Below are 26,299 nucleotides of genomic sequence, written 5' to 3' on the forward strand. Positions count from 1 at the left end.
CCGAATAGCGCACCGCGGGTTGGACGCTGGCACACGCCGGCAACCTTCCCGCGGTGCGCTGTTTTGTGCCCGAGCCAGCGCGATTCTTGTCGACTAAGATCGACAAAACCTCCGCAAAGTAGCAGCTTGTCGACTATACTCGACAAAACAGGGAGGTTTGTGGTGGACAGAATCATTGAACGCCCGAGATACTTTTCGCGGATCCAGCCCTTTATCGACAAACCCCTCGTGAAGGTGCTCACCGGTGTGCGTCGCTGCGGCAAATCTACGATTCTGCAGCAGCTGCAAGAAGTGATTCGCGCGGGCAGCGCTGATCCACAAGTGTTTGCGATGAATTTTGAGTCCGCTGACGGGCTTCACATCACAGACGCAGCGGCGCTGCTACGGCGCATCGAAGCCGAAAACCTCAACAAAAACACCCGCGCGTATTTCTTCTTTGACGAAATTCAGCAGGTCGCCGACTGGGAGAAAGCCATCAACGCGATCCGCGTCGACTATGACGCAGATATCTATGTCACCGGGTCGAATTCGCGCATGCTTTCCGGTGATCTCGCCACACATCTTGCCGGTCGCTACGTTGAGTTCTTGATCCAACCGTTTTCGTTTGCGGAATTTGTCGAGCTGCACCGCCAAAGCGACCGCACACTGAGCGAACACTTCCAGCACTTTGTGCAGTTCGGCGGTTTCCCGGCGTTGAAATACTTCAACCTCGACCGGGAACCCTCGCTCGACTACCTTGACTCGGTGTACAACTCGGTTGTGCTCAAAGACGTGATTGAGTATCACCAGATCCGCGACGTCGACATTTTTCACCGCATCGTCGGTTACTGCTTCGCAAATATTGGAAAAACCTTCTCGGCGCAGTCACTGGTGCGTTTTTTCAAAAGCGAGGGGCGCACCGTTTCGGTTGATACCGTGTTGAACTACCTTGAGTTTTGCGTGAACGCTTTCTTGATTTATCGGGTTCCGCGCTTTGACATTGCGGGGAAGGCGAGGCTTCGGGCAACTGAGAAGTACTATGCGGTGGATCACGGTTTTCGTGAAACGCTCGGCCTTTCGAACCAGGCCGACATTGAGCTGACCCTCGAAAACATCGTGTGCGTGGAGCTGCTTGCGCGCGGGTACGAGGTAAGTGTCGGAAGAGCCGGCGCGCGCGAGATTGACTTCATCGCCCGCAGAGGTTCCGACACCGAGTACTTCCAGGTGAGTTACCTGCTCGGCAGCCAAAACACCGTCGACCGCGAGTTCGGTGCCCTTCGCGGGGTTACCGACAACTTCCCGAAAACCGTGCTGAGCATGGACCAGTTCGACATGAGCCGCGACGGGATCCAACACAAAAACATTATCGAGTGGCTTGTCGAGCCCTCACCGTTGCACAGCTAGGTGTCATCGCCTAGCCTGAATACCAACATGACCGGTACCGCTACCCATTTTGGTGGGAGCCCAGGGCCGGTCTTTGTTTTTCTCGATCTAGCCGTCATGCTCCTGTTGGGGTTATAGGTCAGAATGTGTGGCAAAAATCCCGGTTTTCCCCTGTGTTTACGCGGCAGAATCGGGTTTCATCTTTTACCCACAAAACTTGTTACCTGGACAAAATGTGTGGCATAAATAGCGTTCGTTGCCCGTGTTTACGCGCATTACCCGTGTTTAGGGTTTCATTTTTGCCAGTCTGGCTGAATGAACGTTCCTCACTGCCCTTTTTGTCGTCGTCGTTTGCATCGTGGCGGTCACACCAGTTCTGGTAAAACCCGTTGGCGTTGCCGGGTTTGTGGCATTTCTCAAGTGCAACAAATCGACAAGCGTACGCACCAGTTCAAACAATTCATGAAATGGCTGCTGGGTCGTACTTTGATGCGGGATATGCCTGGCGGAGGACGTACCTTCCGTCGTCACACTGCCTGGTGTTGGGACTTGTGGCCGGTGTTCCCAACCGTTGATGAAGTTCACCCTGTGGTGTTTATCGATGGTATTTACCTGGGGCGTCAAGCTGTTGTTTTGATTGCGTCTGCACCTCAGCACGTCCTCGGCTGGTATCTCGCTAAGACTGAGCACTCCGGGGCGTACCAGGGGCTGATGAAGCGGATCGCGGCTCCTTATATGGTCGTGTCTGACGGCGGGACTGGTTTCGCGAAAGCTTTACGTACTCAGTGGCCTGACACGAAACATCAACGCTGTTTGGTGCATGCTTCAAGACGGGTCACCCAGTTCACTACACAACGACCCAAAACAGCCGCTGGCCGGGACTTGCTTGTGATTGCGCGCGCTTTGACTGTTGCGCGCGTGCATTTAGTAACACCGTGGTGAGTATCGGGTAACGCGATGGTGAGTATCGAGTAACACTGCTGTTTTCGGGGGAAACTCTTTGGTGACCGCGTGACTTCAGGGCACGCGGCATTGCCAAAGGAGTCCGATTGTGACTGACTACAGGGCGGTGATGGACCTCGTGCTCAAAGGCTGGTCCGTTCGCCAGATCACAGCGACGATGGGATGCTCGCATTCCACGGTGCAAAAAGTTCGTAAAGTGCTGCAAGCAGAGCAGATCACGACCACGGCCCAGATTGCTGGGCTTAATGATGAAGCCGTAGCTGTGCTGTTTCATGACGGAAGATCCACAGGTCAGGGTGTGTTCGTCCCGATCGATTTCGATTCCGTGGTGAAAGCACGGACCGGAAGACATAAGACCACGCTGCAGGTCCTGTGGGGCAAGTACACCTCAACGCCAGCGCTGCCCGGGCAGCGGTACTACAGCTACGAGCGGTTTCGCCAGCTTGTCGCACAGCATGTTGATGCCACCGGGTAACCGCCCGGATCGTGCACGCACCAGCTCACACAATGCAGGTGGACTGGGCAGGAACGAAGATGCGCCTGTTCGACCCCACCGGGGGCCGTCCAAGCAAGCTCAGTGTGTTTGTCGCTTCGCTACCGTATTCCGGGATGCTGTTTGCTTGTGCGTGTAGCAATGAACGCCAACAAGCGTGGCTGGACGCGCATATGCAGGCGTTTGAGTACTTCGGCGGGGTGGCAGAGGTCATCGTCCCGGACAACGCCTCGACGGCATCGAACGCGATAAGCGCTGCCGATCGCAATCGTCGTGTCAACACCACGTACGAGGAGTTTCTGGAGCACTACAACACCGCTGCGCTGCCAGCGCGGGCAAGACGGCCGAAAGACAAGGCCAATGTTGAGGCAGCGGTCAAGATTGTGACCCAAAAGGTCATCCATGCCCTTGACGACCACCAGTGCGTCAGCCTTGATGAGCTCAACAGTCGCATACTCAAACGAGTTGACGCGATTAATGCGCACACCCCGTTTCGCGGCAACACCATCAGTCGGCGGCAGCTGTTTGAAGACTTTGAGGCTGATTTGCTCACTGACCTTCCCAAACAGCGGTGGCAGCGCACGGAATGGAAGCGGGCCAAAGTCGCTCCCGACTTCCATATCGTCGTCGGCAGCGTGCATTACTCCGTGCCCTACACACTTGTCGGCCGCACTGTTGATGTACGTATCACCGGCAACACGCTTACGGTTTTCGATGCCGGCGAGCGACAAGCAGTACATACGCTTGCGCACCAACGCGGCACCTTCGTCACCGACACCGACCATATCCCGCCGCAGATGGCCAACACCCATGGGCTTTGGACCTGTGAATACTTCCTACGCGAAGCTGCCAGGGTAGGGCCGCACACCCGCCGGGTCATCGCTGAGCTTATGGATGCGCGCCCAATCAAAGCACAAGCGTTCTTCTCATGCCGCAACGTGCTTTCCATGGGAAAACACGACAACAAGCCCATCTTGGAAGAAGCTTGCCGGCGGCTCGTCGACCTTGAAGGCCGACGTCAGGCAGTGTCCTACACCGCCGTGAAAAACATGATGGCAGCCGTACGCAAAGAAGACACGGTACGCACCACCACACAGCCTGACCCCAACGCGCGAGATGCCGCTGCCACCTCCACCAACACTGCAGCAGCACCTATCCCGCGTGATACGCGCGGTGCGTACCTCGGCGGCGCGGAGCAGTTCAGCATCGAAAACCTCACGAAGAAAGGAAACAACTAACCCATGGATGCGCCACAACCAGCATCAACAACCGCACGATTCTTAGACGAATCAGTACTGCCCATCTTCACACAACTACGGATGACCGCCTTCGGCCGCACAGTCATCGACATTGCCGCGGACCAAGCATTCGACCAGTGGAGCTTCTCAGACAAAATCCTCTACGCACTCGATAAAGAAGTCGCAGCCAGGCACGAAAGACGAGTCAACAAACTGCTCAAAACATCACGATCGCCAAACCCCGATGCTTGTGTTGAAGACATCGTTTACACGCCCAGCCGCAACATCAACAAAGAGCAAATCACCCGACTTGCTCAATGCCAATGGTGCCAGGATTCGAAAAACGTCGTCATCCTGGGCAAATCCTCCGTTGGCAAGACCTACCTCGCCCAAGCACTGCTCAATGCAGCGTGCCGAAAGGATTACTCCGCCAAGTTCTTCCGCACCGACTCGTTGGCCAACCAACTCGCCGTGCTGCATCACTCGGATCCTGAGCGCGTGAAGTTCCTCGAAGCCATTCACAACACCGATGTCCTCGTACTCGATGACTTTCTCACCACCCCGATCAATGAAGCCACCGCGCACCAACTGTTGACCATCATTGCGGAACGAGAAAACCGAGGAGCGACCATCGTGACATCCCAGTTCGCCCCCATCGAATGGTGCAAGTCCATCCCCGACGCTGTCATCGCTGAGTCGATCCTCAACCGGCTCGCCGTCGGCGCCGAGATCATCACACTAGAAGGAGACAACATGCGCCTAACCCACTAACCCCGCCCAACCCCCAAACGCCCGGGTGTTACTGGATACTCACCCGGGCGTTACTCGATCCTCACCATGGCGTTACTAAATCGGTGGTCTGAACATTCTGGGCGGTGGGGAGCACGCCGAGGATCACGGCCATGAAGATGCCGGCGGAATCGAGTTGGAATACGACGGCGGCGAGGAACCACGCGATCAGCGGGTGCACGATGAGTTTGAAGGCGACTGCGAGCATGACGTCGATCCGGCGGCCGTTGCCGTGCTGGAGCGGCTTGGAACCTACGAGGGAGATTCCGAACGCCATGAGCATCGCCGGGACCGCGGCGCCACCGAGGATTTCGATGGGGTTCATGACGGTTTCTGGGATGGTGGCTCCAGTGGTGGCTACGATGACGCCGGCGAGTGAGGCGAGGATCAGCGGGTTGGTTGCGATGCCTTTGAGCGCGCCGACCACGCCGGAGCCGACACGTTGGGTCTGAACATCGAGGCAAATGAGGGAGATCGGCTGGAGGATCGCGAGCTGAAACAGCAGGACCGGCACGGAGTAGGTGGCGTCGCCGAGCACGAAGATCGCGATGGGGATGCCGAGGTTAGCCGAGTTGACCATGCCGGCTGAAAGCGCGCCCACGGTAAGTTCAGCTGACCTGCGTTTGAGGGCTAGGCATGCGATCAGCACGTAGAGGGCCATGACGGTGAACGCGCCGATCGCGGCGATGAACACTTGCGGCCCGAAGATCACGGAGATGTCGGCTCGCGCGATCGTTTGGAACAGTAGGGCAGGGTTTGCGATGAGGAACGTGAGCCGGCTGAGGACGTAGCGGCCTTCGGGGCCCAAGACGTTGAGCCTTCCGGCAATGTAGCCGACCACGATCACAACCCAGATAGCTGTGAAGCCGGACAGTACACCAAGCATCGCCGAAACGTTGCCCATTCAGCGTCTCCTTCCGCAGGCAGCCAGGTAGATCCACTGTGAGGCCTCGGCGGAGGCCTCGGCGGAGGCCTCATCTAAACCTATCTGTTTGCAGCGAAACAGCCAGTGGCCCCGACCTTCGCCAGGCAGGCTCAGACTTGTTGTTCGTGCGGTGAAGGTCTGACGTGGGCGTGCTTTGCAGCACCTCTAAGGGTCACTTCAACACATATCGACAATTTAAGTCCGACGTTGCTTCTCTTATTAGGTTAGCCTAACCTTATGTTACTCTTTCCGAAGTACAGCGAACTGCTGGACTCGGAGGCACCCACCGAAACTCTCCGCACACAACAAAGGACCGACGTGAAGAAAATCTTTAAAACCCTGACGGCCGCGGTGGCCAGCGGTGCTATTGCATTCACTATGACAGCCTGCGGAAGCAACGAGGCGAGTAGCGAAAACAACACCAGTAGCGTCAGCGCCTCGGATTCCACCACGCAGTTCCCTATAACCATCAAACACCGGTTCGGGGAGACCCCTATCAAAGAGGCTCCGCAGCGAATTGCGTGTGTCGGCTGGGCGAACCAAGAAGTCCCACTTGCTCTGGGACAGGTACCCGTTGGTATGACCAAGGCCACCTACGGCGACGATGACGACAATGGCATCCTTCCATGGGTTGAAGACAAGCTGAAGGAACTCGGCGCAGACTCCGGCGACAAGAAGCCGGTGCTCTTCGATGAAACCGACGGCATTCCGTTTGAACAAGTCGCAGAAACAAAGCCCGACATTATTCTTGCCACTTACTCCGGAATCTCGAAGGAGGACTACGAAACACTCTCCAAGATTGCACCCGTCATTGCCTACCCAGACATGGCATGGGGCACATCATTGGAAGACATGGTTCTGATTAGCTCCAAGGCGATCGGTAAGGCCGATGAAGGCAAGAAGTTGTCTGAGAACCTGGATGCCACTATCGCCGACGCGCTTGAGAAATACCCGAACCTCAAGGGTAAGAAGGCACTCTTTACCACCCCCGGCAACGGCTCAGACCCATCCAAGCTTAGCTTCTACTCCACAGAAGATCCTCGTATGGGATTCCTCATGGACCACGGTCTTGCAGCGCCGAAGATCGTCGAGGAAAAGTCCAAGACTGCCGACAATTTCTCGGTAGAAGTCTCTACTGAGAACCCGGAGCAATTCGATGATGTCGATCTCATCATCTCCTACTCCTCGGGCGATAAAGCCAAGGAGGAAAAGAAGGTCAAGGATATGCAGGCAGATCCACTGCTTTCCAAGATTCCAGCGGTGAAGAACGGCAACATTGCCTTCCTTGAAGATGGCCCACTAGGAGCCTCCGCGAACCCCTCACCGCTCGCTATCCCTTGGGGCATCGACCGTTACTTCGGAGCGCTTAACGAAGGGTTGAAGAAGTAACAGTGCCAACCTCAGTCCACGCTGTTTCAGCAAAGTCCGTTCCCCGGCCTTCGATTACCACCAAGTCAGCTGTATTCGGTTTTTTGCTGATACTTGGACTGATATCGGTGGTCGTCTCGGTGATGTTTGGCGTACGCAGTATTACGTTAACCGAGGCGCTTTCCGCCTTAGGTGGATCTACCGACACCGCGGGAGAGGCAGCAGCATGGACACGCATCCCGCGCACAGTGCTAGCACTGTGCGCGGGTGCAGCGCTCGCCACCTCGGGCGTAGCATTTCAAGCTGTCACTCGAAACCCACTCGCAGACCCCGGAATATTCGGCGTTCTTGCCGGCGCTTCATTAGCAGTTGTTATCGGTATCACCTTCTTCAACATCAGTCGCACGATGCCGACAATGCTGATTGCATCAATGGGTGCATTCGCGGCTGCAGTGTTTGTCTATTGCGTGGGATCAATCGGCCACGGCGGAGCCACTCCACTCAAACTAGCTCTTGCCGGAGCTGCCACGGCCGCCGCCCTATCCAGCTTGACCAGTGCCATTCTGTTGCCGCGAGCCGATGTCATGGACGCGTTCCGCAACTGGCAAATCGGCTCCGTCAGCGGTGCGCAGTGGGAATCACTGAAGATCGCCTTTCCTTTGCTTGGTCTCGGATTCGTCATCGTCTCTTTAACCAGCAGCGGGCTCAACGCGCTCTCTCTTGGCGATGATGTCGCCACCAGCCTCGGCATCAACTTAACCCGTACGCGAGTCCTGGCAACACTCGGGGCGGTGCTGCTCTGCGCAACCACCACTGCCGTCACTGGCCCGATTGCTTTCGTCGGTCTCATCGTTCCCCACGTTCTACGGATGGTCCTTGGGACCGACCACCGCGTTCTTATCCCAGCAAGCGCCCTGACAGGAGCAGTATTACTCACGCTTGCTGACACTGTTGGGCGCCTCGTCGGTGACCAATCCGAAATCGCAGTCGGCATCATCATGCCTCTCATCGGAGCCCCACTGTTTATTTGGATCGTGCGACGGACAAGGATGCGGGACCTATGACACACCTCGTTCCCGACATGTGCCCCCGGAATAGGGTCAGCGAACTAGCGAACTCTATCCAAGAACAACGTGGCAGAGCCCGAATTCGCTTTACGCTCACATTAGTGGTTCTTGCAACGCTTACGGCCGCGCTGTGGATGCTGAGCCTCATGTTTGGAGATTCTTTCTATACCCTTGCCGACGTCGTCAGCGTCATCAAGGGTGACACTGTTCCCGGTGCATCCTTCGCAGTGGGCGAACTACGTCTACCACGCGCCACGATTGCAATTGTCGCCGGCTTTGCATTTGGCGTATCAGGAATCATCTTCCAAACGATGCTCCGAAACCAGTTAGCTTCACCGGACATTATCGGTATTTCCGCTGGTGCGGCCGCTGCCGGCTCGACCATGATTGTGCTATTCCATGCCTCTCAGGCGGCCGTGTCAACGGTGGCGCTAATGGTGTCGTTAGGCGTGGCTGCGCTGACCTACCTGCTGGCGTTGAAATCGGGGTTTACTGGCACCCGCCTGATTCTGACGGGAATTGGCATTGCCGCGATGTTGCAGGCGTGGACCACCTACGTACTGTCGAAGGCTTCCGCGTGGGACCTGCCGACGGCAACACGCTGGTTGACTGGGTCGTTGAATAACATGTCCTGGGAGCGCGGATTTCCGCTAGTTATTACGGTTCTAGCCGTGACGCCGTTGCTATTGATTGGCGCGCATAAGCTATCAATCTTGGAGCTTGGAGACGACGTTGCCACCTCACTCGGACTGCGCGTGAACTTGCTTCGCGGGGCCCTGATTGTCGGAGCCGTCATGCTCATCGCAGTGGCGACATCCGCAACCGGCCCAATCTCATTTGTCGCATTCATGGCAGGCCCCATCGCGATTCGGATCTTCAGGCCCGGCGCGAACCTCATAGTGCCATCAGGATTGGTCGGAGCCCTCTTAGTACTTGCTGCGGACTTAGCCGGTCAATACCTCTTCGGTACGCGTTACCCCGTCGGCGTTATTACCGGTGCATTCGGGGCCCCCTTTTTGATCTATCTGCTCGTCAGAGCATCTCGATAGCTCTACTTTGTTCATCACATTGCATGAACACCGTTTCATTCCCGGCGTGTGAATGGCTGCAACCATCACTGTCAGCAACACCTAAATACCAAGGAGTCACTCACCGTGGCCGCACAACTGAATGCTCAGTCCCTTGCTTCTGGATATGGGGAAAAACCCATCGTGAAAGACCTGACTTTGTCATTCGAGACAGGAAAGATTACTTCGATTGTCGGGCCAAATGGTTGTGGCAAGTCAACGTTTCTACGGACGCTAGCTCGATTGATTCGACCATCAGCTGGAGCCGTTGAGCTGGATGGCAAGGAGCTAAGTTCTTATTCCTCCCGCGAATTGGCAAAGCGGCTCGGGCTACTTCCACAGACGCCCATCGCTCCTGACGGCATCACTGTCGCAGACTTAGTCGGCCGTGGTCGAACCCCGTACCAGGGAATACTGGGTCGCTGGAGTTCAGCCGACTACGACATCGTCGCCGAAGCTATGGAAGCTACCCGAGTCTCAGACCTCGCTGGGCGGTGCCTCGAAGAGCTATCCGGTGGCCAGCGTCAGCGTGTATGGATCGCAATGGCACTCGCGCAACAAACCGATGTGCTGCTTCTCGACGAACCTACAACCTACCTAGATCTAAAACACCAATTAGAAGTCCTCGATTTACTAACTGATCTCAATCATCGTCATGGCACCACCATCATCATGGTGCTGCACGACCTCAACCTGGCTGCCCGGTATTCGGATGTTCTAGTCGCCATGCGCGACGGCCGACTGCATTCCGCAGGCGCGCCTGTCGACGTGCTCACACAAGATCTAACCAGAGAAGCGTTCGACCTCGAATCGCGGATTATTACCGATCCGGTCTCAGGGCTACCCACGGTTACGCCCATTGGGCGACATCACTCAAAACTAGCTCAGTAGATGTAAACAACTCATCAGATTAAGGATTCCTATGGGATACCAGCCACACCGCGTTCGCGTTGCCCGCACCCGACAGATTTCCCCGCACTTTCAGCGCATAACATTTCACGGCGTGGAGAATGTCGGTCCAAAGGACACGATTCGAGACGTCCGTATCAAAGTCCTTATCCCAACCAAGGGCCAGCTTCCAGACCTGCCTGAGGAGAACTGGCTCACTGCATGGAAAGACCTTGACCCCCAAACTCGCGGTCATATCCGCACGTATTCAATCCGCGCTTTTCGACGCGACTTGTCAAACAACACTCCTGATGAACTCGACATCGATTTCGTGTTGCACCCCAATGCCGCTGGACCAGCGTCTGTTTGGGCTACAAAGGCACAGGTCGGTGACGAGCTGCTCATCATCGCACCGACACGAGACGATGCGTCCGGCCACGGCATCGAATTCGCCCCTGGAGCTAGTAGCCGCATCGTGATGCTTGGAGATGAAACTGCCTTGCCGGCAATTGCCAAGACTCTGGAGGAATGGCCTGAGGGAGTACAGGGAGATGTGTTTATTGAGATTCCATGTATAAGCGATGCCCAGCAACTAGAAGTACCGTCTGGAGTCTCAGTGCAGTGGCTGGCGCGAGCGGAAGATGAGCGCGACTCTTCGGGCGAGCTGCTGTACTCCAGGCTGGTGAAGATTGTCGACAATGCGTCAAGCCAGGCCCCGCAAGAATCGCCGTCAAACGTTCTCGAAAGGAACGCATCGCCAACCACCATACCGGCGGGCGAAAATGACGCCAGCGTTCTGGTGTGGGAGACTCCAAGCTTTTCGCAGTCCGGTGAAGATATTTCCTATGGCAGAAGTGAAGACCAGGCCAACACAGAGTCCCTAGATCCGACGCTATCCGGGACTTACTTCTGGATTGCAGGTGAATCTTCCGCGGTGGTTCGGATGCGGAGGCTACTGGTGAAGGAATGCCAAGTTCCGAGAAATCAGGTGTCATTCATGGGGTATTGGAAGCGGGGCTACGCCGCGAAAGGATAATCATTAGACCTGTTGGGTTGCCAGCTAACAGAGGCTGAGAGTGGTTGGAGCCCAAGCTGTTCTCAAGCTACTTATGTAATGACCCCGCCAATCCGTCATGCGTTGTGGAACTCAGGAGCATATAACGGTGTCAAACATAAGCCTGCGGTGTCCAAGGGGCACGTTGTGCAGTTTTATCCACGGTACGTTGAGAACGTATGAGCCATTGGATGAATGAGACGAAACTGGAGATCGAAACTTTTGTCCTCAGAGGGACAGGGGTTATGTTTCCTGCCTCGGATGGACTCCTGCCTACTACGGGTCCCCGCCCACTAGGGAACTTGCAGGTCTGTGTTCTTGAGGTCGGTGATGAGCATGTGCCCGGGCCCGTGACCGATCGCGAACTCGGGTTTCGACGCCATGACCGCCGCTTGTGGGGTTACGCCGCACGCCCAGAACACCGGAACCGTGCCGTCAGGAATGTCTACTGCGTCCCCGAAGTCCGGCGCCCCAAGGTCCTCGATACCGATAGCTTCCGGATGCCCCACGTGCACTGGCGCGCCGTGCACGCCGGGGTAGCGGGAGCTGATCCGCACCGCATCGGCCACCCGGTCCGCAGGGATAGGTCGCATCGAAACCACGAGCGGCCCCGACATCCGGCCTGCAGGTTCGCACGCGATGTTCGTGCGGTACATCGGCACGTTGCGGCCCTGCGCGATGTGCTGCACCGGGATTCCCGCCTCCAGCAGCGGCGCCTCGAACGTGAAAGAACACCCGATGATGAACGTCACGAGGTCATCGCGCCAATAATCCAGCACATCCGAAAGAGTGTCCACGAGCTCGCCATCCCGGTACACGGTGTAGGAGGGTGCGTCGGTCCGGATGTCGCCGCCGGCCAGCAACGGCCCCGAGGTGGCGCCGGCCTCCAGGACGCCGAGCACGGGGCACGGTTTCGGGTTGCGTTGCGCGAACAGCAAAACATCGAACGCCAGATCCTGCGGCACGATAAGCAGGTTGGCTTGCGCCCAACCGTCGCTGAAGCCCGCGGTAGGCCGTCGCAAGCCTGCGCGGAAGCGCGCGCGAGCTTCCGCCGGGCTCAAGCGTGCCACATCGTCGCCGGCTCCGTTGTGTGGGTCAGCGCTGTTCACCGCCGTGGGGTTCATCTGTTCTCCTTCGTCCGCCTGCTTATTCCTCCGCTTAGTACAAGCGTAGGGCCTGATGCTCTCACGCATCAGGCCCTAGCTATTTATGCCCAGAGCTTGACGAGCCCGCCAAGCGAGTTCCATCCGAGGAACAGCGTGAGCAGCCAAGAAAACACGCCGATCAACAACAGCCACGCCGGGTACTTGTAGCCGTTGAGCAGATCGCGGCGGAACCACGCAGCGTAGAGCAACACCGTCATCGAAATAGGGAGGATCAGGCCGTTGAACGCGCCAGCGAAGATCAGCAGGGTCTGTGGCGCCTGGTTGATGATGAGGTACACGATCGCGCAGACCGCGATGAACGCGACGGTGAGGATGTTGCGCAGGCGAGGGCTCGAATCGTGCTTAGTGATGAACGAAACCGAGGTGTAGGACGCGCCGATCACGGAGGTGAGGCCGGCCGCCCACAGGATCACACCGAACATCCGTAAGCCGATCTCCCCGGCCGCGTGGTAGAACGCGTCCGCGGCAGTGTTGTCTTGCGCGAGTGTCACGCCGGTCGCAACAACTCCGAGGATCGCGAGGAACAACAGCACGCGCAGGATGCCGGTCACGATGATGCCGAGCACCGAGCTGACGGAGATCTGCCGTACAGCGTCGGGGCCTTTGATGCCGGAATCGATCATGCGGTGTGCACCCGAGAACGTGATGTAGCCGCCCACCGTCCCGCCGATCAGAGTGGTGATGACCAGGAAATCGACTTGCTCAGGCATCACGGTGTTCTTGAGGGCCTCGCCAACGGGTGGGGCGGAGACGATCGCGACGTAGAGCATCAGCAGGATCATGCTCGCGCCGAGCAACACCACGATGCGGTCCAGGGCCATGCCGGCCCACTTGGAGAGGAAGATGAGGACCGCGATCGCCGCGGAAATCCCGCCGCCGATGCGCGGATCCCAGCCGAACATCGCGTTGACGCCGAGGCCGGTACCGCCGATGTTGCCGATGTTGAACACGAGTCCACCGATGAACACGAGGATCGCGAGGACCCACCCCACACCGGGCAGGACCTTGTTGCCGATTTCTTGCGCGCGCAGGCCGGATACGCCGATGATGCGCCACACGTTCAACTGCACCGCGATGTCCACGAGGATGGACACGAGGATCGCGAACGCGAACGCAGCGCCCAGCTGGACCGTGAAATTGGTGGTCTGAGTGATAAAACCAGGCCCGATGGCGGAGGTCGCCATCAAGAACATGGCGCCCATCAGCGCGGTACGGTTGCCCTTTGTCAGGTGCGGCTTGCCCGCCGGGGTGGTAACTGCGTCGCCGCTATTCTCATGATGTGTAGCCATGGTGCGTCCTCGAGGCTAGAAGAAAAAGAACGAGTATTTCGAGAATGCTAGCAGTAAACCGTGAGGAGAAACACAGCTGACCTAAAGGAACGCGCCACCGTGTCCCGGGATGACTTTTCGGTAGAAAACATCCAGCCCACTCTCGACCGGAGTCGAGGCGGGCTGAACTGTTACCTACACACTACCTCCCGCAGGAAGTATCCGTTAACGCAAACGCCGGCTTTGAAAAGCCGGCGTTTTTCTAGATACTTAGACGTCGAAAATGATAAAAGCCGCGTGAGTTCCTGAACCCCTTTTGACCAGGGAGTTTGTTGTTTCTGGGGCTGTTCGCTGGCGTGCTGGAGGTTCAGCTATAGGGTACTCATCGCCGTTCGGTTCGTTGGTTTGGTGCATATTTCTGGTTGAGGGGGTCTGCTGGTGGGGTTGCGTTAGCGGGTACCTAGTGCGGGGGTTAGAACATAAAATCTGGCATCGAGAAGGCTTCTGGCACGTTGTATCTGATTTCGTTGGCTTCTTTGCGGACGTTGATGTTCGAGCTTTCGAGGAGAATCGGGTTCAGGTAAGGCTTTTCTTCGTGAAGGAAGATTGCATTGGAGACGTTGGTTCGAATGTAGGTGGCGCTCTCGCGGGTGAATCCTAGCCGTTGGAGAAGGATAGTTTCCTGCTTTGTTGTGCCGTACTCGATGTACTCGTACCAGTCATTGTCGAACTGCTCTACTCCGTGGACCTTCTTGTATTCGTTGGAGAATTTGAGGAAGTAGTTCGACAGACTGAAGAGGATGACATCTTCAAGAACTCTCAGGATTTCACTGATAACGATGTTGCGGTGCTGGAGCGTGTTCTCGTAACGGATCTCTCCTTGCCCTTTGATGTAGAGCGTTCCTTGTTGCAGGCGGTACTGGAGGGCACGGTTCATGATCGAACGGAGTCCGTGACCTTCCATCCATTGTGTGAGTAATACGGTGTACCAGCGCAGCATCGTGAGTTGGTTGCTGTACTTATCTGTTTTTCCGAGTGTTTCGGGGTCGTAGACGCGCCATTTGAAGATTGAGGCGAGCCTTTGGAGAAACGCGAGAGTTTCGTCGTAGTTGAACTTCCCGTCCGGGGAGATGTGTGGGTATTTGAGTCCGGCTCGGACAGCTTGAGTTAAGGATTCTGCTTGGTCGACGGATACGTTGATGTCGTCGTCTTGTTGCCCTTCTCGGTGCGCGAAGGATTCGCGGATTTGGCTGACGGTTTGGTCGTCGAGGTAGTCGGAGAATTCTTCACGCACTAGGCTTTGACGTCCTGTGGTGATGTCGCGCAAGAGCATGAGGCCGAATTTGCGCTTCATGTTGTAGCGCTCGTAGCTTTCATCTCCCTTGGCGAACTCGATCTGTCCTTCTTGAAGATCAGCAACGACTCCTTGCTTCATTTTCTTGCTGATAATTTGTGAGTCAGTTTGCACAGATAGCTTCTGTTCAGGAACATTCGCTTGCAGGAGTTCCTTGGCCTGTCGCTCGGATGCAAGTTGGTCGCCCACGATGATGAATACGTTGCCGTAGAGGTTGAACTCGATACGCCCGACTCGGCCGATCAGGTTCTTAAAGTCGACTGCTGTCATTCCTGCTCTGCCGATTTTGTTGGTCGTGATGACAAGGTTGTCGGCGGGAAGGTTGACTCCTTCTAGAAGCGTGCTGGTACAAAATAGTGTCGAGATTTTACCTTCGCGGAACAGACCTTCGATGCGTTCGCGGATTGCTGGTGGAAGGTAGCCGATGTGGTAGCTGACGCCTCTACGGATGAGACCGCTGAGGTAGTAGTCCTCGTGGACGTCGCGTTCGATGTCTTTTGCGAGAGCGTCCAAGTCTTTATCGTTGAGGTCTGCCAAACCCTGGGCATAGTCACGCGCCGCTTGCACTGCGTGATGCCGGGCAGAATGAAACACGATGGTTTGCCCACGGTGATCTGAACCTCGTGATGATTCACTAACAAATCGGGTTACGCCCTGTGTAGTAGCGTCCTGAGCTTGAAGCGAGGCTAGGTGCGTGAATTCTTGGGTGTGGTCGTTGTAGCTGGAAATGCTGTTCTCGTGCAGGTTGACGAGGTATTTGAACTGCGCCACTGGCGAATACTGGGTTGCGACCGCGTTGGTCTCATTCTCGTCAGAGTTTGGATCAACCAGCCTCAGGAATACCTCTGGGTTGGGAATGTTGGGTGAAGCGAAGACGAAGTGTGGTGGCCTGTGGCGGTGTTGAAGGATTGTCACGGTTTGGTAGTAGAACGGGGCGCGGCTGTTCTTGCCAGAAAGCTTGTGCGATTCGTCGAAAAAGACGTACTCGAATTCGATCGCAGGTTTGCCGATCAGAAGGTAAAGCAGGCGTTCTGGGGTGAGTACGAAGATGAAGTTGTGATCGCCTTCGAGCACGATGTCACCGGCAGCACTGACGATTCGGTAGTTGTGCCGTTCCAGGTCTTCGCCAAGGTCAGCGATCAGTTTCGAGCGGGTCTCGTTAATCAGCGCTTTTGACGGCACGATGATCGCAAAGTTGGCCTTCACCCCGGATTTGATCTGGTTGGTGATGAAGGTGCGCATGATGAAGGACTTGCCCAGCGACGTTGGGGCTGAGAAGGAAAACTTGCCGTCGCTAAGGCGGTCGTAGATCTCCTTTTGCGGCGCGAAAAACTTCATTGATTTGTCACCGGGCACGGTGAGGTACTCGGCTTGATAGGCGTTGAATGCGACGTCGAGGATGCCCGCATCGGAAGTCACGCCCAACTGCTTCAGGCCTGGGTAGTTACCTAGCGTGGTGAAGATTGCAGGAACGTACGCTTTCGTTCGCACGTCTTCTGAGTAGAGGATGTGGCAGAGGAGCGCGATTTCTTGCGCCCACACCCTGTGCTGGTCACGATTGGTGGGGTGGGTTGATTTCGACAGCAGGTCAGCGAACCGCAGGGCGGCTTCAAGATCCACATCGTATGGTTGACGATCCACCAGCCCCAATCGATGTAAGCCGTAGTTGTAGAGCAGGTTGGCGTACAGCTGTTTGAGAAATTCGTTGGAATCGATATCGGCAAATACGAGATCACCGACGGTTACTTGCTTGTCAGACATGGCTACCACCTTGCCCGCCCACGAGCCCATCCATGATTGCGACCGCGTCAACGTCTACTTCATTGAGGGGCAAAACGTAGATGTAGAAGGAGTAGTTATCGAGGTTTCGTGTGTTGATCTCGTTGGCGATCATTTGGGCGTGTGCTGCGATATCACCCTGCATTTTCTGATCGAGCGCAGCCCGATACTGCTGGTTGCCATAGTTCTTTGGATCTAAACCGATGTCGTAGCCCAGGAACATCGAATAGGCAGTATCGAACACGGGTGCCCCACCCGGCTTCGGGATCAACAGATCTTTCACGTATCCTGCGGTCGTTTCGTCGAGGGTCTTGGTGAACACGGTATTCTCAGCGAGCTGAACCTCGTCTGAGCGATTCTGTTCTATATCTACAACGCGGTCGAATGCTGCAGTGATAGCATCCCCAATGTTGCCGACCACGCTGGAGGTTCCAAACACGATACTGCTGGTGGTTCGCTGACCGTCTGGTGTGAGCAGGTGGATGGCGTCACAGCGGCTGTGGATCTGGCCTTGCGCTTGGTTGAGCTCGATCTTGCTCAGCACTTTGGGTGCTTCGAGGATTTGTTCGAGCAGGACGTAGAGCAAGATTTCGCCCAGCCCCATGCCGTCTTGTTGTGAACGCATCCGGTTCACCGCGTCGAGAGCGACCTCTTCGAGATCGTCTCGTTGCTTATAGCCTTCGTATTCGGCGCGGGAGAAGACGTAGCGTCCAACGTTGCGTTTGAGGAACTTGACGAGGGCTGTGTGGTCGAAGCGGTTGTTTTGGACAGACAGATGGAACAGGCGTAACTGTTCGTCGTTTCGAAGACCTAACGTGTTCGAATGCTTCACCTCGGTGAACGTGGACGCAAACGTGTCACCGCGCAGCGTTGGCGCGATTGTCGCATGTGCCATCTCGTCTTCTCCCAAGAGGTGTCCTTCCCGCCTACAGCTTTTCGAGGATACGCACGAGCTCCGACAAAGTGACCGCCCCGTCAGGCGGAGTGACGCCGTCCTCGAAGACCATGTAGTAGCGGTAGCCATTGCCGGACATGTTCGCCCACGCCCTCCCGAGCCTGATCTTGCGGTTAGAATCGTCGTTCTTCAAATGCTCGCCCTTGGTCTCGATAACCACGATGGAGCTGCCGCGATATTGGGTTGAGCAAGCCCTCCCAGCGATCATTGATGAGGTGATGTTTGACGCGGTGCAGGCAGAAATCGCGCACAGGCGTGAGGTGGGTCCGGCGGCGACCCCGTCAAAGAACACGGGCGTATTCACCGGACGGATCTGCTGCGGCGCGTGCGGGAAGAACTATCAACGCAAAACCCGCACCTACAAGTCTGGAACCTCGTATAAGTTTTGGCGCTGTTGGAGTGCCTGCACCGGGAACGGCAACCCCTGTAGGGGGCACAACCTGCGCGAAACACTCCTCGAACACGCCTGCGCAGACATGCTCGGCACCCAGGGTTTCGATCCTGTCCATGTTGCTGAGCAGGTCGTGATGATCGAGGCCTTCGAGCATCAGCTCACATTCCACCTCGCGGATGGAACCATGACGCCGGTGGGGTTAACCAGTGAGGGGAGGTTGGCATGAGTCGCACCGTCACAGCGATACCCGCAACAAAGAAGCTTCGATCTGCCGCAGCCTCATCTGGTGTACCAGCACACAGGCGGGTGGCCGCGTATGCGCGAGTTTCCACCGAGATGGAAGAGCAAACCTCCTCCTACGAGGCTCAAATCGACTACTACACCACCTACATTCATTCCCGTAATGATTGGCAGTTCGCGGGCATGTACTGCGATGAGGGCATCTCTGGCACCTCCATGAAACGTCGCGAAGGTTTCCAAACCATGATCGATGACGCCCTGGCAGGCAAAATCGACCTGATCCTCACCAAGAGTGTGTCCCGGTTCGCACGCAACACCGTCGACTCGCTCACTACCGTGCGCAAGCTCAAAGACGCAGGCGTCGAGGTTTATTTTCAGAAAGAAAATATTTACACCTTTGACGCCAAAGGCGAGCTATTGATCACGATCATGAGCTCACTGGCGCAAGAAGAATCCCGCTCGATCTCCGAGAACGTCACCTGGGGGCACAGGAAGCGTTTTCAAGATGGGAAAGTCATGGTGCCCTACAAATCCCTACTCGGATACAAGAAAGGAGCAGACGGCAGCCTCGTCATCGACGAAACCCAAGCTCCGACCGTCAGGCTGATCTACCAGCTGTTCCTTGACGGGATGGCCATCAGCGAAATCAAAACCGAACTCGCTGCCCGCAAGATCCTCACCCCACGCGGGAAAGAAGTGTGGTCGACATCGACAGTGCGCTCCATCCTGTCGAACGAGAAATACAAAGGCGACGCCCTGCTGCAAAAGACGTTCACCACCGATTTCCTTACTAAAAAGATGAAGGTCAACGAAGGCGAAGTACCCCAATACTACGTAACAGGCAACCACGAGCCGATTATTGCTCCACGCATCTGGGATCAAGTGCAATACGAGCTCGCCACCAGGCATGGCAACATATCGTCAGCGAAAGTCGGCTTGTTCTCCACCCGGCTCAAATGTGCTCGGTGTGGGGTGTGGTATGGGCGTAAGACGTGGGCGTCGAACACGAAATACAAGTACACAGTCTGGCAATGCAACCACAAATACACAGACGAACATCCCTGCAGCAGCGCGACGGTGAAAGACGAGCAGATCAAGGATTCTTTCGTGCAAGCGCTCAATCAACTGATCGCCCGCCGTCCGCAGCAAAGCCAGCTACCGCAGGTGCTTGGCGACATGTTCGGTACGAGCCGTTTGGAAGAACAGGCCGCTGCCTGCCAAACAAAAATCGTGGAGCTGACCGAGCAGATCGAGGCGCTGATTGCGGAAAACCAGCGGTGTGCGCTCAACCAGGACGCCTACCAAGCCCGCTACACCGAACTCGATACTATCTACCGTAAGACGCTCGCACGTAAAACAAGCCTGGAAGCAGATATCGCAGCGAACACCGCCAAGCACGCCGCCATCACCACAGCCCTAGGCGATTTGACGGGCGAACCTGTGAGCGAGTTCCGCCCCTCACAGTGGAGCGCTCTCATCGACCACGCCATCGTAGACGAGGACGGGATCCGGTTCGTGTTCCGCACCGGTGAACAGGTGAGGATTGCCCTGAAAGGGTGATGCTCATATCAGTTGACGTGCACGGTTAGGTACACCTCCCAGAAATAAAGTAAGGTTACCCTTACCTAATAAGGATGGTGTTTGCGTGGACGATAGTGTAATTGATCAGGTTGTTGAAGGCGAGTATGGGTCGGCGAAGGAAAAATCTGTCGCTGGCCAGAACGCGATTCGTCAGCTATCGCAGCCGGTGAAAGGCAAGCTGTTTGTCGCGCAGGTCTTAGCGTTCGCCTCTGGTGTGTTGGCTATCGCACCCTATGTGGCTTTGGTGGAGCTGGGAGCTGCGCTGATGCAAGACCGGGTGGACCCGGCGCGGGTGAACTGGATCGTGATGCTCCTTGTTTCTGCTTACATGGCCCGGTTGACTTTGTATTTTGTTGCGTTGGGCGTGACGCATTTTATTGACCTGTCGTTGCGTAACCAGATGCGCCGCCAGATTGCCGCCCGCATGTCGACTGCTCCGTTGTCGTGGTTTACCCGCGAGGGTGAGGGGAAGATCCGCAAGACCATTCAGGATGATACGGCCACGGTGCACACAGTGATCGCGCACGGGCCGATTGAGAAACTGAACGCGATCGTATCCCCGCTCGCCTTGTTGGCCTATGCGTTCGTGGTGGATTGGCGACTCGCTCTGCTGTCGATCGCGACGATTCCGATCTATGTGGGCATGTATGGCATGTCGATGCGTGGGATGAATGAGAAGACCGCACAAATGGACACCAAGCTCGCTCAGGTTTCGGCAACGATGGCCGAGTTCGTTGCCGGTATCTCAGTGGTGAAAGCGTTCGGCAAGGTCGGCCAAGCACATAAAGCCTATTTAGATGCAGCTAACGAGTTTTCTAAGTTCTACCGGGCGTGGTGCATGCCGCTGGTGTCGATGTCGGTCGCCTCATTTTCGTGGGTGTCGATCCCGGTGTTGTTGATCGTGAACCTTGGCGGTGGCGCGTTGATGATGAACGCCGGTTGGGTGAGCATCTACGAGGTGATAACGACGACGTTGATCGCCTTGGTGTTGCCGGGAGCGTTGATGGCAGTCGCAACCATCGCCTGGTCGTACCAGCTCGCAGGGTCTGCGGCAGTACGGCTGGTGAACGTCATGGAGCTACCGGCGTTGAGTCAGCCCGATGCGCCGCAGACACCACACGGTCATGATATCGAGATTCGGGGTGTGTCGTATGCCTATGACGAGACCCAAGCGTTAGACGAAGTGAGCCTGAGAATTCCGGCAGGCACGGTGACCGCGCTGGTTGGGCCTTCGGGCGCGGGGAAGTCGACGTTGGCGAGTTTGATTGCCCGCTTCGATGACCCGGATGCTGGCACGATCACCATCGGCGGGGTTGATCTAAAGAGCATTTCCCAGGATGTGTTGTATTCGACGGTCGCATTCGTCCTGCAAGATGCACAGCTTATTCGCGACACCATTCGAAACAACATCGCTCTTGGCGCGCCAGACGCAACCTTGGATCAGGTGCGGCAGGCGGCGCGGGCGGCGCAGATCGACGAGTTCATCATGAGCCTGCCAGATGGTTACGACACTGTGTTGGGTGAGGATACCCACGTTTCGGGCGGGCAGGCAGCCCGTATCGCGATCGCCCGGGCGCTCATGGTTGATGCCCCAGTGTTGGTCTTGGACGAGGCGACGGCGATGGCGGACCCGGAATCGGAATCGAAAATCCAACAAGCTCTCTCGACTCTTGCCAAAGGCAGAACCGTGATTGTGATCGCCCACCGACTGGCCTCGGTCAGAGGGGCAGAGCAAATCGTCGTCATGGAACGCGGGCGCATTGCTGTGGTCGGTAAACACGACGAGCTGTTGGGTAATGCGCACTATCAGGCACTTCTTGCCCAAGGTGCATGCGAGGAGATGACACGATGAATCAACTATTGCTGCCACGCTTTAAGCGTTTGATGGAACCCGCCTCGTGGCGAGACCTCTCGGTCGGTCAAGCGTGGGGTGCGGTCTCAGGACTGTGTCACGGCTTTGCCCTGCTGACTCTGCTTCCCGCAGCAAGTGCCCTAGCGACCGGAATGCCGGTGTGGGGGTTATCGTTTTGGGGATGGCTCATCGCCTTGGCGGTAATCGCGGTGCTGGGCGTGGGCACGGAGTTTTATGGCATGCGCACCGGCTATATCGGGGCCCTCGGGTTCATTCACGACGTCCACCAAGCGGTCGGCAACAAGGTAGCCCGCCTACCGTTGGGAGTGTTTGATTCGGGTAGTTCTGGACGGCTGTCGCGCATGGTCACCCAGGAAATGATGAACTTGGGCGAGTCGGCGGCACATTTCATTTTCGCCCTCGTCCAAAAACTCTCGGCCGTGCTCGTAGTCACTGTGGGCACGTGGTTCTGGGATTGGCGACTGGGTCTAACCTTGACGATCGCGTTCCCGATCATGCTCGCCTTCCTTCATATTTCCCGTGTGCTTCTTGATAAAGGTAAGCAGGTTTCCGAACCAGCCGAGTCAGAGTTGGCGGCTCGCATGGTCGAATTCGCCACCTGCCAAGGCGCGCTGCGCTCCTGTCACGTCGCCGACGACTACCCGGCCCTTGATCGGGCATTCAAACAGGCTGACCGCAAAAGCCGCAAAGCATTGTGGATCGAAACATTAGCGAACCTGATAAACGGAATGTTCGTCCAAGCCCTTGTCGTGGTAATGATTTGGCTGACCGCCCAACTCGCCCTCGGCGGGCAGATGAATGCGTTGAACGCTGTGGTCACCATCGGCATGTGCCTGCGGTTCACCACCATGCTCCAAGACATCGGTGGCTGCATGACCGGGCTGGAAGAACGCCGCCAGCAGATGAATCACGTCGACAAGATCATGGACGCTCCCGAACTGTCCGAACCCGATGTCTCCACACCGGTGAGTGCTCCTGGTGATGTTCGGTTCGAGGACGTCGCCTTCGGCTACGATCCGGACACCCCGGTTCTCCGTGATATTACCTTCCATGTCCCGCAAGGCGGCATGTGTGCCCTGGTTGGCCCTTCCGGCTGCGGAAAAACCACAATCGCGAGGTTGGTTGCACGTTTCTGGGATGTGCAGTCCGGCAGCGTACGCGTTGGCGGGGTTGATGTGCGCGAGCAGACCACCGAAGATTTGATGCGCCAGATATCCCTGGTCTTCCAAGACGTCTATTTATTCAATGACACGCTCGAGGCCAACATTCGCCTTGGCAACCCCGAAGCTACCGATGAAGAAATCAGGTGGGCCGCTGACCTGTCGGGCGTGACCGAAATCGTCAACCGGCTCCCAGACGGCTGGAATTCATTGGCGGGTGCCGGCGGGCGCGCACTGTCAGGTGGGGAACGCCAACGCGTCTCTATCGCCCGCGCCTTGGTGAAGAAGGCCCCGATCGTGCTGTTTGACGAGGCCACCAGCGCGTTGGATGCGGAAAATGAAGCCAACATTGTTGCGGCGATGAACGAGCTACGCAAGCACTCCACACTGATCGTGATCGCCCACAAACTTGAAACCATTCGCCAAGCTGACCAAATCATTGTGCTCTCCCACAGTGGGCGTATCGCCCAGCGCGGGTGCCACGACGAGCTGGTCAACCAGCCAGGTCAATACCGCGATTTCTGGCAAGAGCGCATCAACGCCGCCGGATGGCAACTCGTCTAAAACACAGCACTGTTCACAATCATGAAAGGAATAACTATGTCCACACCCACGTCCTCGCGCCTAAACACGCGCGACTTCATCAATATCGGCGTCTTCACCGCTTTGATGTTTGTCATCGTGTTTGCATTCGGAATGCTCGGGTTCATTCCGGCTGCCATGTATGCCGGTTTCTTACTCTCCATTCTCGTCAACGGCACCGTGTTCGCGCTGTTTACTGCCCGCACTCCGAAGATGGGGGCATTGACAATCATGCTGATCCTCATCGAAGTCCTCTTCTTCGTAACGGGTCACTGGGTGGGAGGAATTGCGATCGCCGCTGTGTTCGGCCTGCTCGCTGACTTGGTGATCACCAAGGGGCCGAAGAGCGTGAAAGTTCGTGTCCCGCTGGCATATGCACTGTTTATCCTGCCGATCTATGTTTCCCCGTGGATTCCGCTATTTATGAACCAAGACGCATATATGTCGCAGATCGCCGAACAAATGGGTGCCGAGTATGCCGCGAAGATGGCGCAGGTTGTCACGATTCCGATTCTGTTGGGCTTCTTCGTCGTGATGCTCATCGTTGGCTGGCTTGCTGGTCTGTTGGGAACCCGGGTGGCGCGCAAACACTTTGAACGGGCCGGTCTTGTCTAAACTTCCCGACCCGCGCACGATTATCGTAGCGCTCGTCATCGTCTCCACCACGATCTACAGTGCCTACTCGCCGTGGTTCGTGTGTGCTCTGGGCGGATTCGCCGCCGTGATGCTGGCGAGCGCTACGATCAACCCCAACACGCTCGTGCGCCCGAGCTGGGTTGCCGTCTACCTGGCCACGTTTGCGGCTCTCGGCACACTCGTCTTCGTGATACCACTGGTGTGGAAGTCAACGGCCAGCGCGTTCCTCGTGCTGTTTTTGCAGTGGATGTGGCGATTCAGTGTCAGCGCAGGAATGGGAGCCTACGCGATCGGTGTGATCCGACCTGCCACCTTGCAAAAAGCACTCGCCAGCTCACGAATCCCGACCTGTTTCACGATCCCGATCTCAGTCGCGTTACGTGTGCTGCCCGTGATCGGCCACGAGGTTAAAGCGATCTCAGATGCCATGAAACTACGCGGCATGTCCGCGCTTTCCCTGCGTGCGGCCCAGTACTTCACAATCCCGCTGCTATCGACCGTGGTACGCAGCGGAGACGCACTGGCATCTGCTGCCCTTGTACGCGGACTGGGCGGAACCGCAAAGCCCACCTCAGTCACGGTCGTGAAATTCCGTGCGATCGACGCGGTCATTCTGCTCATCGTTATCAGCTTCGCGATATGGAGAATCGTCCTATGACAACAGCCCAAGCAACTGGGGTCACCTTCACCTATCGGGGAGCAGACCACCCTTCAATCAATGACGTAACCATCACCATCACACCTGGAACCGTCACCTTGCTGTGTGGTGCGTCAGGGTCGGGGAAAACCACCGCGTTGCGGCTGTTTAACGGGCTCATCCCGCACTTCCACGACGGCGACCTTACCGGAAGCGTCACAGTCGACGACATTGACGTGGCACGAGTAGATTTATCAGAGCTTGCCCACCACTGTTCGACAGTGTTTCAAAACCCGCGCACCCAGTTCTACACCACTCACGTGCGTCAAGAACTCGCCTTCGGCCCAGAAAATCTCGGCCGCGACCCGCAGGAGATCTGTGCCCGCATTGACGAGGTTGCAGCCGAGTTAGGTATCGCCGACCTGTTGGAATCCCGCGTCACACAACTATCAGGCGGACAGAGGCAACGCGTGGCCTGCGCCGTCGCCATGTGCAACAACACGTCGCTGATTGTCTTTGACGAGCCGACCGCGAACCTCTCAGCTGACGTTATCGACCAACTCGCCACACTCATCGCCAGGCTCAAAGCTGATGGACACACCATCATCATTGCTGAACACCGGCTAAGTTTCCTTTCCGGGATCGCTGACCGTGTCTACTGCTTCGATAAAGGTAACATCGCCCTCACCGCAACCGGCGAAGAGTTCTACGCTACCTCGGATGAGGAGCGCAAACAGCTTGGGCTGCGATCCCTAGTGACTGTGCCTATGCCACAACTTCCGCAACCGGCAGGAGATGGGCTTGAGATTGACAACCTCACCTTCGCCTACCGCCACGGAAACACGGTTCTCAACATCGGCCATCTGCTCTTTCCGGCAGGGAAAATCACAGCGCTCCTCGGCCCGTGCGGGTCAGGCAAATCAACACTGGCACGCATCATCTGCGGACTCGAAAAAGCCAAAGGTGCATCCATCACACTCAATAGGCAAAAATTCACCAACCGGGACGCATACCTCGTAATGCAAGACCCCACCCGGCAGCTATTCTCAGACACCGCTATTGACGAAGTCACGCTCGGGATAACGAGAGCCGAAAAACAACACATCGACGCCCAGGCGATCCTTAAAGAACTCGACCTCACCGACCATGAGGCTGATCATCCCCAAGCACTCTCTGGTGGGCAACGTCAACGTCTGGTTATTGCTACAGCGCTTGCCGCGAACAAGAAGGTCTACATCTTCGACGAGCCGACATCAGGTGTTGGCTACAAGCACCTTGTCGCGATTTCCCGAGTAATGCGTAAACTCGCTGACACTGGTGCCGTCGTCATCGTCATCACCCACGACGCTGAACTCGTTACCGAGGTCGCCGACCACGCTATCCACCTCGACCAAATCAACGCCTGCTAACGCAAACGCTCGCTCGGTCGAAAGAGAGGAAAGCATTTCCGCAGGTCAGGG

The 26,299-nt window shown here is 56.6% G+C and carries 22 protein-coding genes; 17 read left to right on the top strand and 5 right to left on the bottom strand.

Features of this window, described 5'->3' with window-relative positions; translation table 11 throughout:
* Positions 1-162 precede the first annotated feature (162 nt).
* The 5 genes from MHJ63_RS01630 to MHJ63_RS01650 all read left to right on the top strand — a co-directional run bounded on the left by MHJ63_RS01630 (position 163) and on the right by MHJ63_RS01650 (position 4,827).
* The gene (locus MHJ63_RS01630) at positions 163-1,383 is read left to right on the top strand and encodes an ATP-binding protein (RefSeq protein ID WP_239445975.1); all 1,221 of its coding nucleotides are present in this window, start codon (positions 163-165) and stop codon (positions 1,381-1,383) included.
* 294 nt (positions 1,384-1,677) lie between these two features.
* Positions 1,678-2,304 carry a transposase gene (locus MHJ63_RS01635; RefSeq protein WP_239445976.1) on the top strand — a complete coding sequence of 209 codons (627 nt, stop codon included), beginning with the start codon at positions 1,678-1,680 and terminating at the stop codon, positions 2,302-2,304.
* Positions 2,305-2,413: 109 nt separating this feature from the next.
* On the top strand, positions 2,414-2,800 hold the full coding sequence (locus MHJ63_RS01640) for a helix-turn-helix domain-containing protein (protein WP_239445977.1): 387 nt from the start codon (positions 2,414-2,416) through the stop codon (positions 2,798-2,800).
* Between the two features lie 11 nt (positions 2,801-2,811).
* Positions 2,812-4,056 (top strand): IS21 family transposase, encoded by a 1,245-nt coding sequence (gene istA, locus MHJ63_RS01645; protein ID WP_338110362.1) that lies wholly within the window; start codon positions 2,812-2,814, stop codon positions 4,054-4,056.
* Between the two features lie 3 nt (positions 4,057-4,059).
* On the top strand, positions 4,060-4,827 hold the full coding sequence (locus MHJ63_RS01650) for an ATP-binding protein (RefSeq protein ID WP_070491714.1): 768 nt from the start codon (positions 4,060-4,062) through the stop codon (positions 4,825-4,827).
* 61 nt (positions 4,828-4,888) lie between these two features.
* Here MHJ63_RS01650 and MHJ63_RS01655 read toward each other — a convergent pair whose 3' ends face one another.
* Complete coding sequence (locus MHJ63_RS01655) at positions 4,889-5,749, bottom strand: AEC family transporter (protein ID WP_239445979.1); 861 nt, start codon at positions 5,747-5,749, stop codon at positions 4,889-4,891.
* Between the two features lie 339 nt (positions 5,750-6,088).
* Here MHJ63_RS01655 and MHJ63_RS01660 point away from each other — a divergent pair, with 339 nt between their 5' ends.
* The 5 genes from MHJ63_RS01660 to MHJ63_RS01680 all read left to right on the top strand — a co-directional run bounded on the left by MHJ63_RS01660 (position 6,089) and on the right by MHJ63_RS01680 (position 11,196).
* Complete coding sequence (locus MHJ63_RS01660) at positions 6,089-7,159, top strand: iron-siderophore ABC transporter substrate-binding protein (RefSeq protein WP_338110363.1); 1,071 nt, start codon at positions 6,089-6,091, stop codon at positions 7,157-7,159.
* A 2-nt stretch (positions 7,160-7,161) separates the two neighbouring features.
* Positions 7,162-8,202 carry a FecCD family ABC transporter permease gene (locus MHJ63_RS01665; protein WP_239445980.1) on the top strand — a complete coding sequence of 347 codons (1,041 nt, stop codon included), beginning with the start codon at positions 7,162-7,164 and terminating at the stop codon, positions 8,200-8,202.
* 17 nt (positions 8,203-8,219) lie between these two features.
* A complete protein-coding gene (locus tag MHJ63_RS01670; RefSeq protein WP_275435780.1) occupies positions 8,220-9,254 on the top strand; it encodes a FecCD family ABC transporter permease in 1,035 nt (344 codons plus the stop codon).
* Between the two features lie 105 nt (positions 9,255-9,359).
* Entirely contained in the window at positions 9,360-10,163 is an 804-nt protein-coding gene (locus tag MHJ63_RS01675) for an ABC transporter ATP-binding protein (RefSeq protein ID WP_239445982.1), read from the top strand.
* A 31-nt stretch (positions 10,164-10,194) separates the two neighbouring features.
* Positions 10,195-11,196 (top strand): siderophore-interacting protein, encoded by a 1,002-nt coding sequence (locus MHJ63_RS01680; protein ID WP_239445983.1) that lies wholly within the window; start codon positions 10,195-10,197, stop codon positions 11,194-11,196.
* Positions 11,197-11,507: 311 nt separating this feature from the next.
* On the opposite strand, the gene MHJ63_RS01685 is transcribed toward MHJ63_RS01680, so the two are convergent.
* From MHJ63_RS01685 to MHJ63_RS01700, 4 genes are all read right to left on the bottom strand, one after another.
* A complete protein-coding gene (locus MHJ63_RS01685; RefSeq protein WP_239446100.1) occupies positions 11,508-12,338 on the bottom strand; it encodes a putative hydro-lyase in 831 nt (276 codons plus the stop codon).
* A gap of 83 nt (positions 12,339-12,421) precedes the next feature.
* A complete protein-coding gene (locus tag MHJ63_RS01690; RefSeq protein ID WP_420876123.1) occupies positions 12,422-13,669 on the bottom strand; it encodes an NRAMP family divalent metal transporter in 1,248 nt (415 codons plus the stop codon).
* A gap of 451 nt (positions 13,670-14,120) precedes the next feature.
* Entirely contained in the window at positions 14,121-16,763 is a 2,643-nt protein-coding gene (locus MHJ63_RS01695) for a DEAD/DEAH box helicase (protein WP_239445984.1), read from the bottom strand.
* Positions 16,756-17,676, bottom strand: coding sequence for a HamA C-terminal domain-containing protein (locus MHJ63_RS01700; protein WP_035757757.1), 921 nt, complete (start codon positions 17,674-17,676; stop codon positions 16,756-16,758). Before MHJ63_RS01700 ends, MHJ63_RS01695 begins: the two co-directional genes overlap by 8 nt.
* A gap of 137 nt (positions 17,677-17,813) precedes the next feature.
* Here MHJ63_RS01700 and MHJ63_RS01705 point away from each other — a divergent pair, with 137 nt between their 5' ends.
* From MHJ63_RS01705 to MHJ63_RS01735, 7 genes are all read left to right on the top strand, one after another.
* Entirely contained in the window at positions 17,814-18,356 is a 543-nt protein-coding gene (locus tag MHJ63_RS01705) for a recombinase zinc ribbon domain-containing protein (RefSeq protein ID WP_232219326.1), read from the top strand.
* Entirely contained in the window at positions 18,353-19,930 is a 1,578-nt protein-coding gene (locus tag MHJ63_RS01710) for a recombinase family protein (RefSeq protein ID WP_070491904.1), read from the top strand. The genes MHJ63_RS01705 and MHJ63_RS01710 overlap by 4 nt, the downstream gene beginning before the upstream one ends.
* Positions 19,931-20,015: 85 nt before the next feature.
* Entirely contained in the window at positions 20,016-21,803 is a 1,788-nt protein-coding gene (locus tag MHJ63_RS01715) for an ABC transporter ATP-binding protein (protein WP_035757763.1), read from the top strand.
* Positions 21,800-23,548 (top strand): ABC transporter ATP-binding protein, encoded by a 1,749-nt coding sequence (locus MHJ63_RS01720; protein ID WP_005395767.1) that lies wholly within the window; start codon positions 21,800-21,802, stop codon positions 23,546-23,548. Before MHJ63_RS01715 ends, MHJ63_RS01720 begins: the two co-directional genes overlap by 4 nt.
* 36 nt (positions 23,549-23,584) lie before the next feature.
* Positions 23,585-24,181, top strand: a complete 597-nt coding sequence (locus tag MHJ63_RS01725; protein ID WP_035757768.1) for an MptD family putative ECF transporter S component — start codon at positions 23,585-23,587, stop codon at positions 24,179-24,181.
* Complete coding sequence (locus MHJ63_RS01730; RefSeq protein ID WP_239445985.1) at positions 24,174-24,860, top strand: energy-coupling factor transporter transmembrane component T family protein; 687 nt, start codon at positions 24,174-24,176, stop codon at positions 24,858-24,860. The genes MHJ63_RS01725 and MHJ63_RS01730 overlap by 8 nt, the downstream gene beginning before the upstream one ends.
* Positions 24,857-26,248, top strand: a complete 1,392-nt coding sequence (locus MHJ63_RS01735) for an ABC transporter ATP-binding protein (protein WP_239445986.1) — start codon at positions 24,857-24,859, stop codon at positions 26,246-26,248. The genes MHJ63_RS01730 and MHJ63_RS01735 overlap by 4 nt, the downstream gene beginning before the upstream one ends.
* Positions 26,249-26,299 lie beyond the last annotated feature (51 nt).

It is taken from the genome of Pseudoglutamicibacter albus, assembly GCF_022346425.1.
In the GTDB taxonomy this organism is placed as follows: domain Bacteria; phylum Actinomycetota; class Actinomycetes; order Actinomycetales; family Micrococcaceae; genus Pseudoglutamicibacter; species Pseudoglutamicibacter albus.

What these genes read in the sequence shown, in the direction of transcription:
- MHJ63_RS01720 (WP_005395767.1), top strand. Translation starts at nt 21,800, where the DNA reads ATGAATCAACTATTGCTGCCACGCTTTAAGCGTTTGATGGAACCCGCC.
- MHJ63_RS01690 (WP_420876123.1), bottom strand. Translation starts at nt 13,669, where the DNA reads ATGGCTACACATCATGAGAATAGCGGCGACGCAGTTACCACCCCGGCG.
- MHJ63_RS01725 (WP_035757768.1), top strand. Translation starts at nt 23,585, where the DNA reads ATGTCCACACCCACGTCCTCGCGCCTAAACACGCGCGACTTCATCAAT.
- MHJ63_RS01685 (WP_239446100.1), bottom strand. Translation starts at nt 12,338, where the DNA reads ATGAACCCCACGGCGGTGAACAGCGCTGACCCACACAACGGAGCCGGC.
- MHJ63_RS01650 (WP_070491714.1), top strand. Translation starts at nt 4,060, where the DNA reads ATGGATGCGCCACAACCAGCATCAACAACCGCACGATTCTTAGACGAA.
- MHJ63_RS01655 (WP_239445979.1), bottom strand. Translation starts at nt 5,749, where the DNA reads ATGGGCAACGTTTCGGCGATGCTTGGTGTACTGTCCGGCTTCACAGCT.
- MHJ63_RS01695 (WP_239445984.1), bottom strand. Translation starts at nt 16,763, where the DNA reads ATGTCTGACAAGCAAGTAACCGTCGGTGATCTCGTATTTGCCGATATC.
- MHJ63_RS01680 (WP_239445983.1), top strand. Translation starts at nt 10,195, where the DNA reads ATGGGATACCAGCCACACCGCGTTCGCGTTGCCCGCACCCGACAGATT.
- MHJ63_RS01700 (WP_035757757.1), bottom strand. Translation starts at nt 17,676, where the DNA reads ATGGCACATGCGACAATCGCGCCAACGCTGCGCGGTGACACGTTTGCG.
- MHJ63_RS01735 (WP_239445986.1), top strand. Translation starts at nt 24,857, where the DNA reads ATGACAACAGCCCAAGCAACTGGGGTCACCTTCACCTATCGGGGAGCA.
- MHJ63_RS01635 (WP_239445976.1), top strand. Translation starts at nt 1,678, where the DNA reads ATGAACGTTCCTCACTGCCCTTTTTGTCGTCGTCGTTTGCATCGTGGC.
- MHJ63_RS01670 (WP_275435780.1), top strand. Translation starts at nt 8,220, where the DNA reads ATGTGCCCCCGGAATAGGGTCAGCGAACTAGCGAACTCTATCCAAGAA.
- MHJ63_RS01710 (WP_070491904.1), top strand. Translation starts at nt 18,353, where the DNA reads ATGAGTCGCACCGTCACAGCGATACCCGCAACAAAGAAGCTTCGATCT.
- MHJ63_RS01705 (WP_232219326.1), top strand. Translation starts at nt 17,814, where the DNA reads ATGTTCGCCCACGCCCTCCCGAGCCTGATCTTGCGGTTAGAATCGTCG.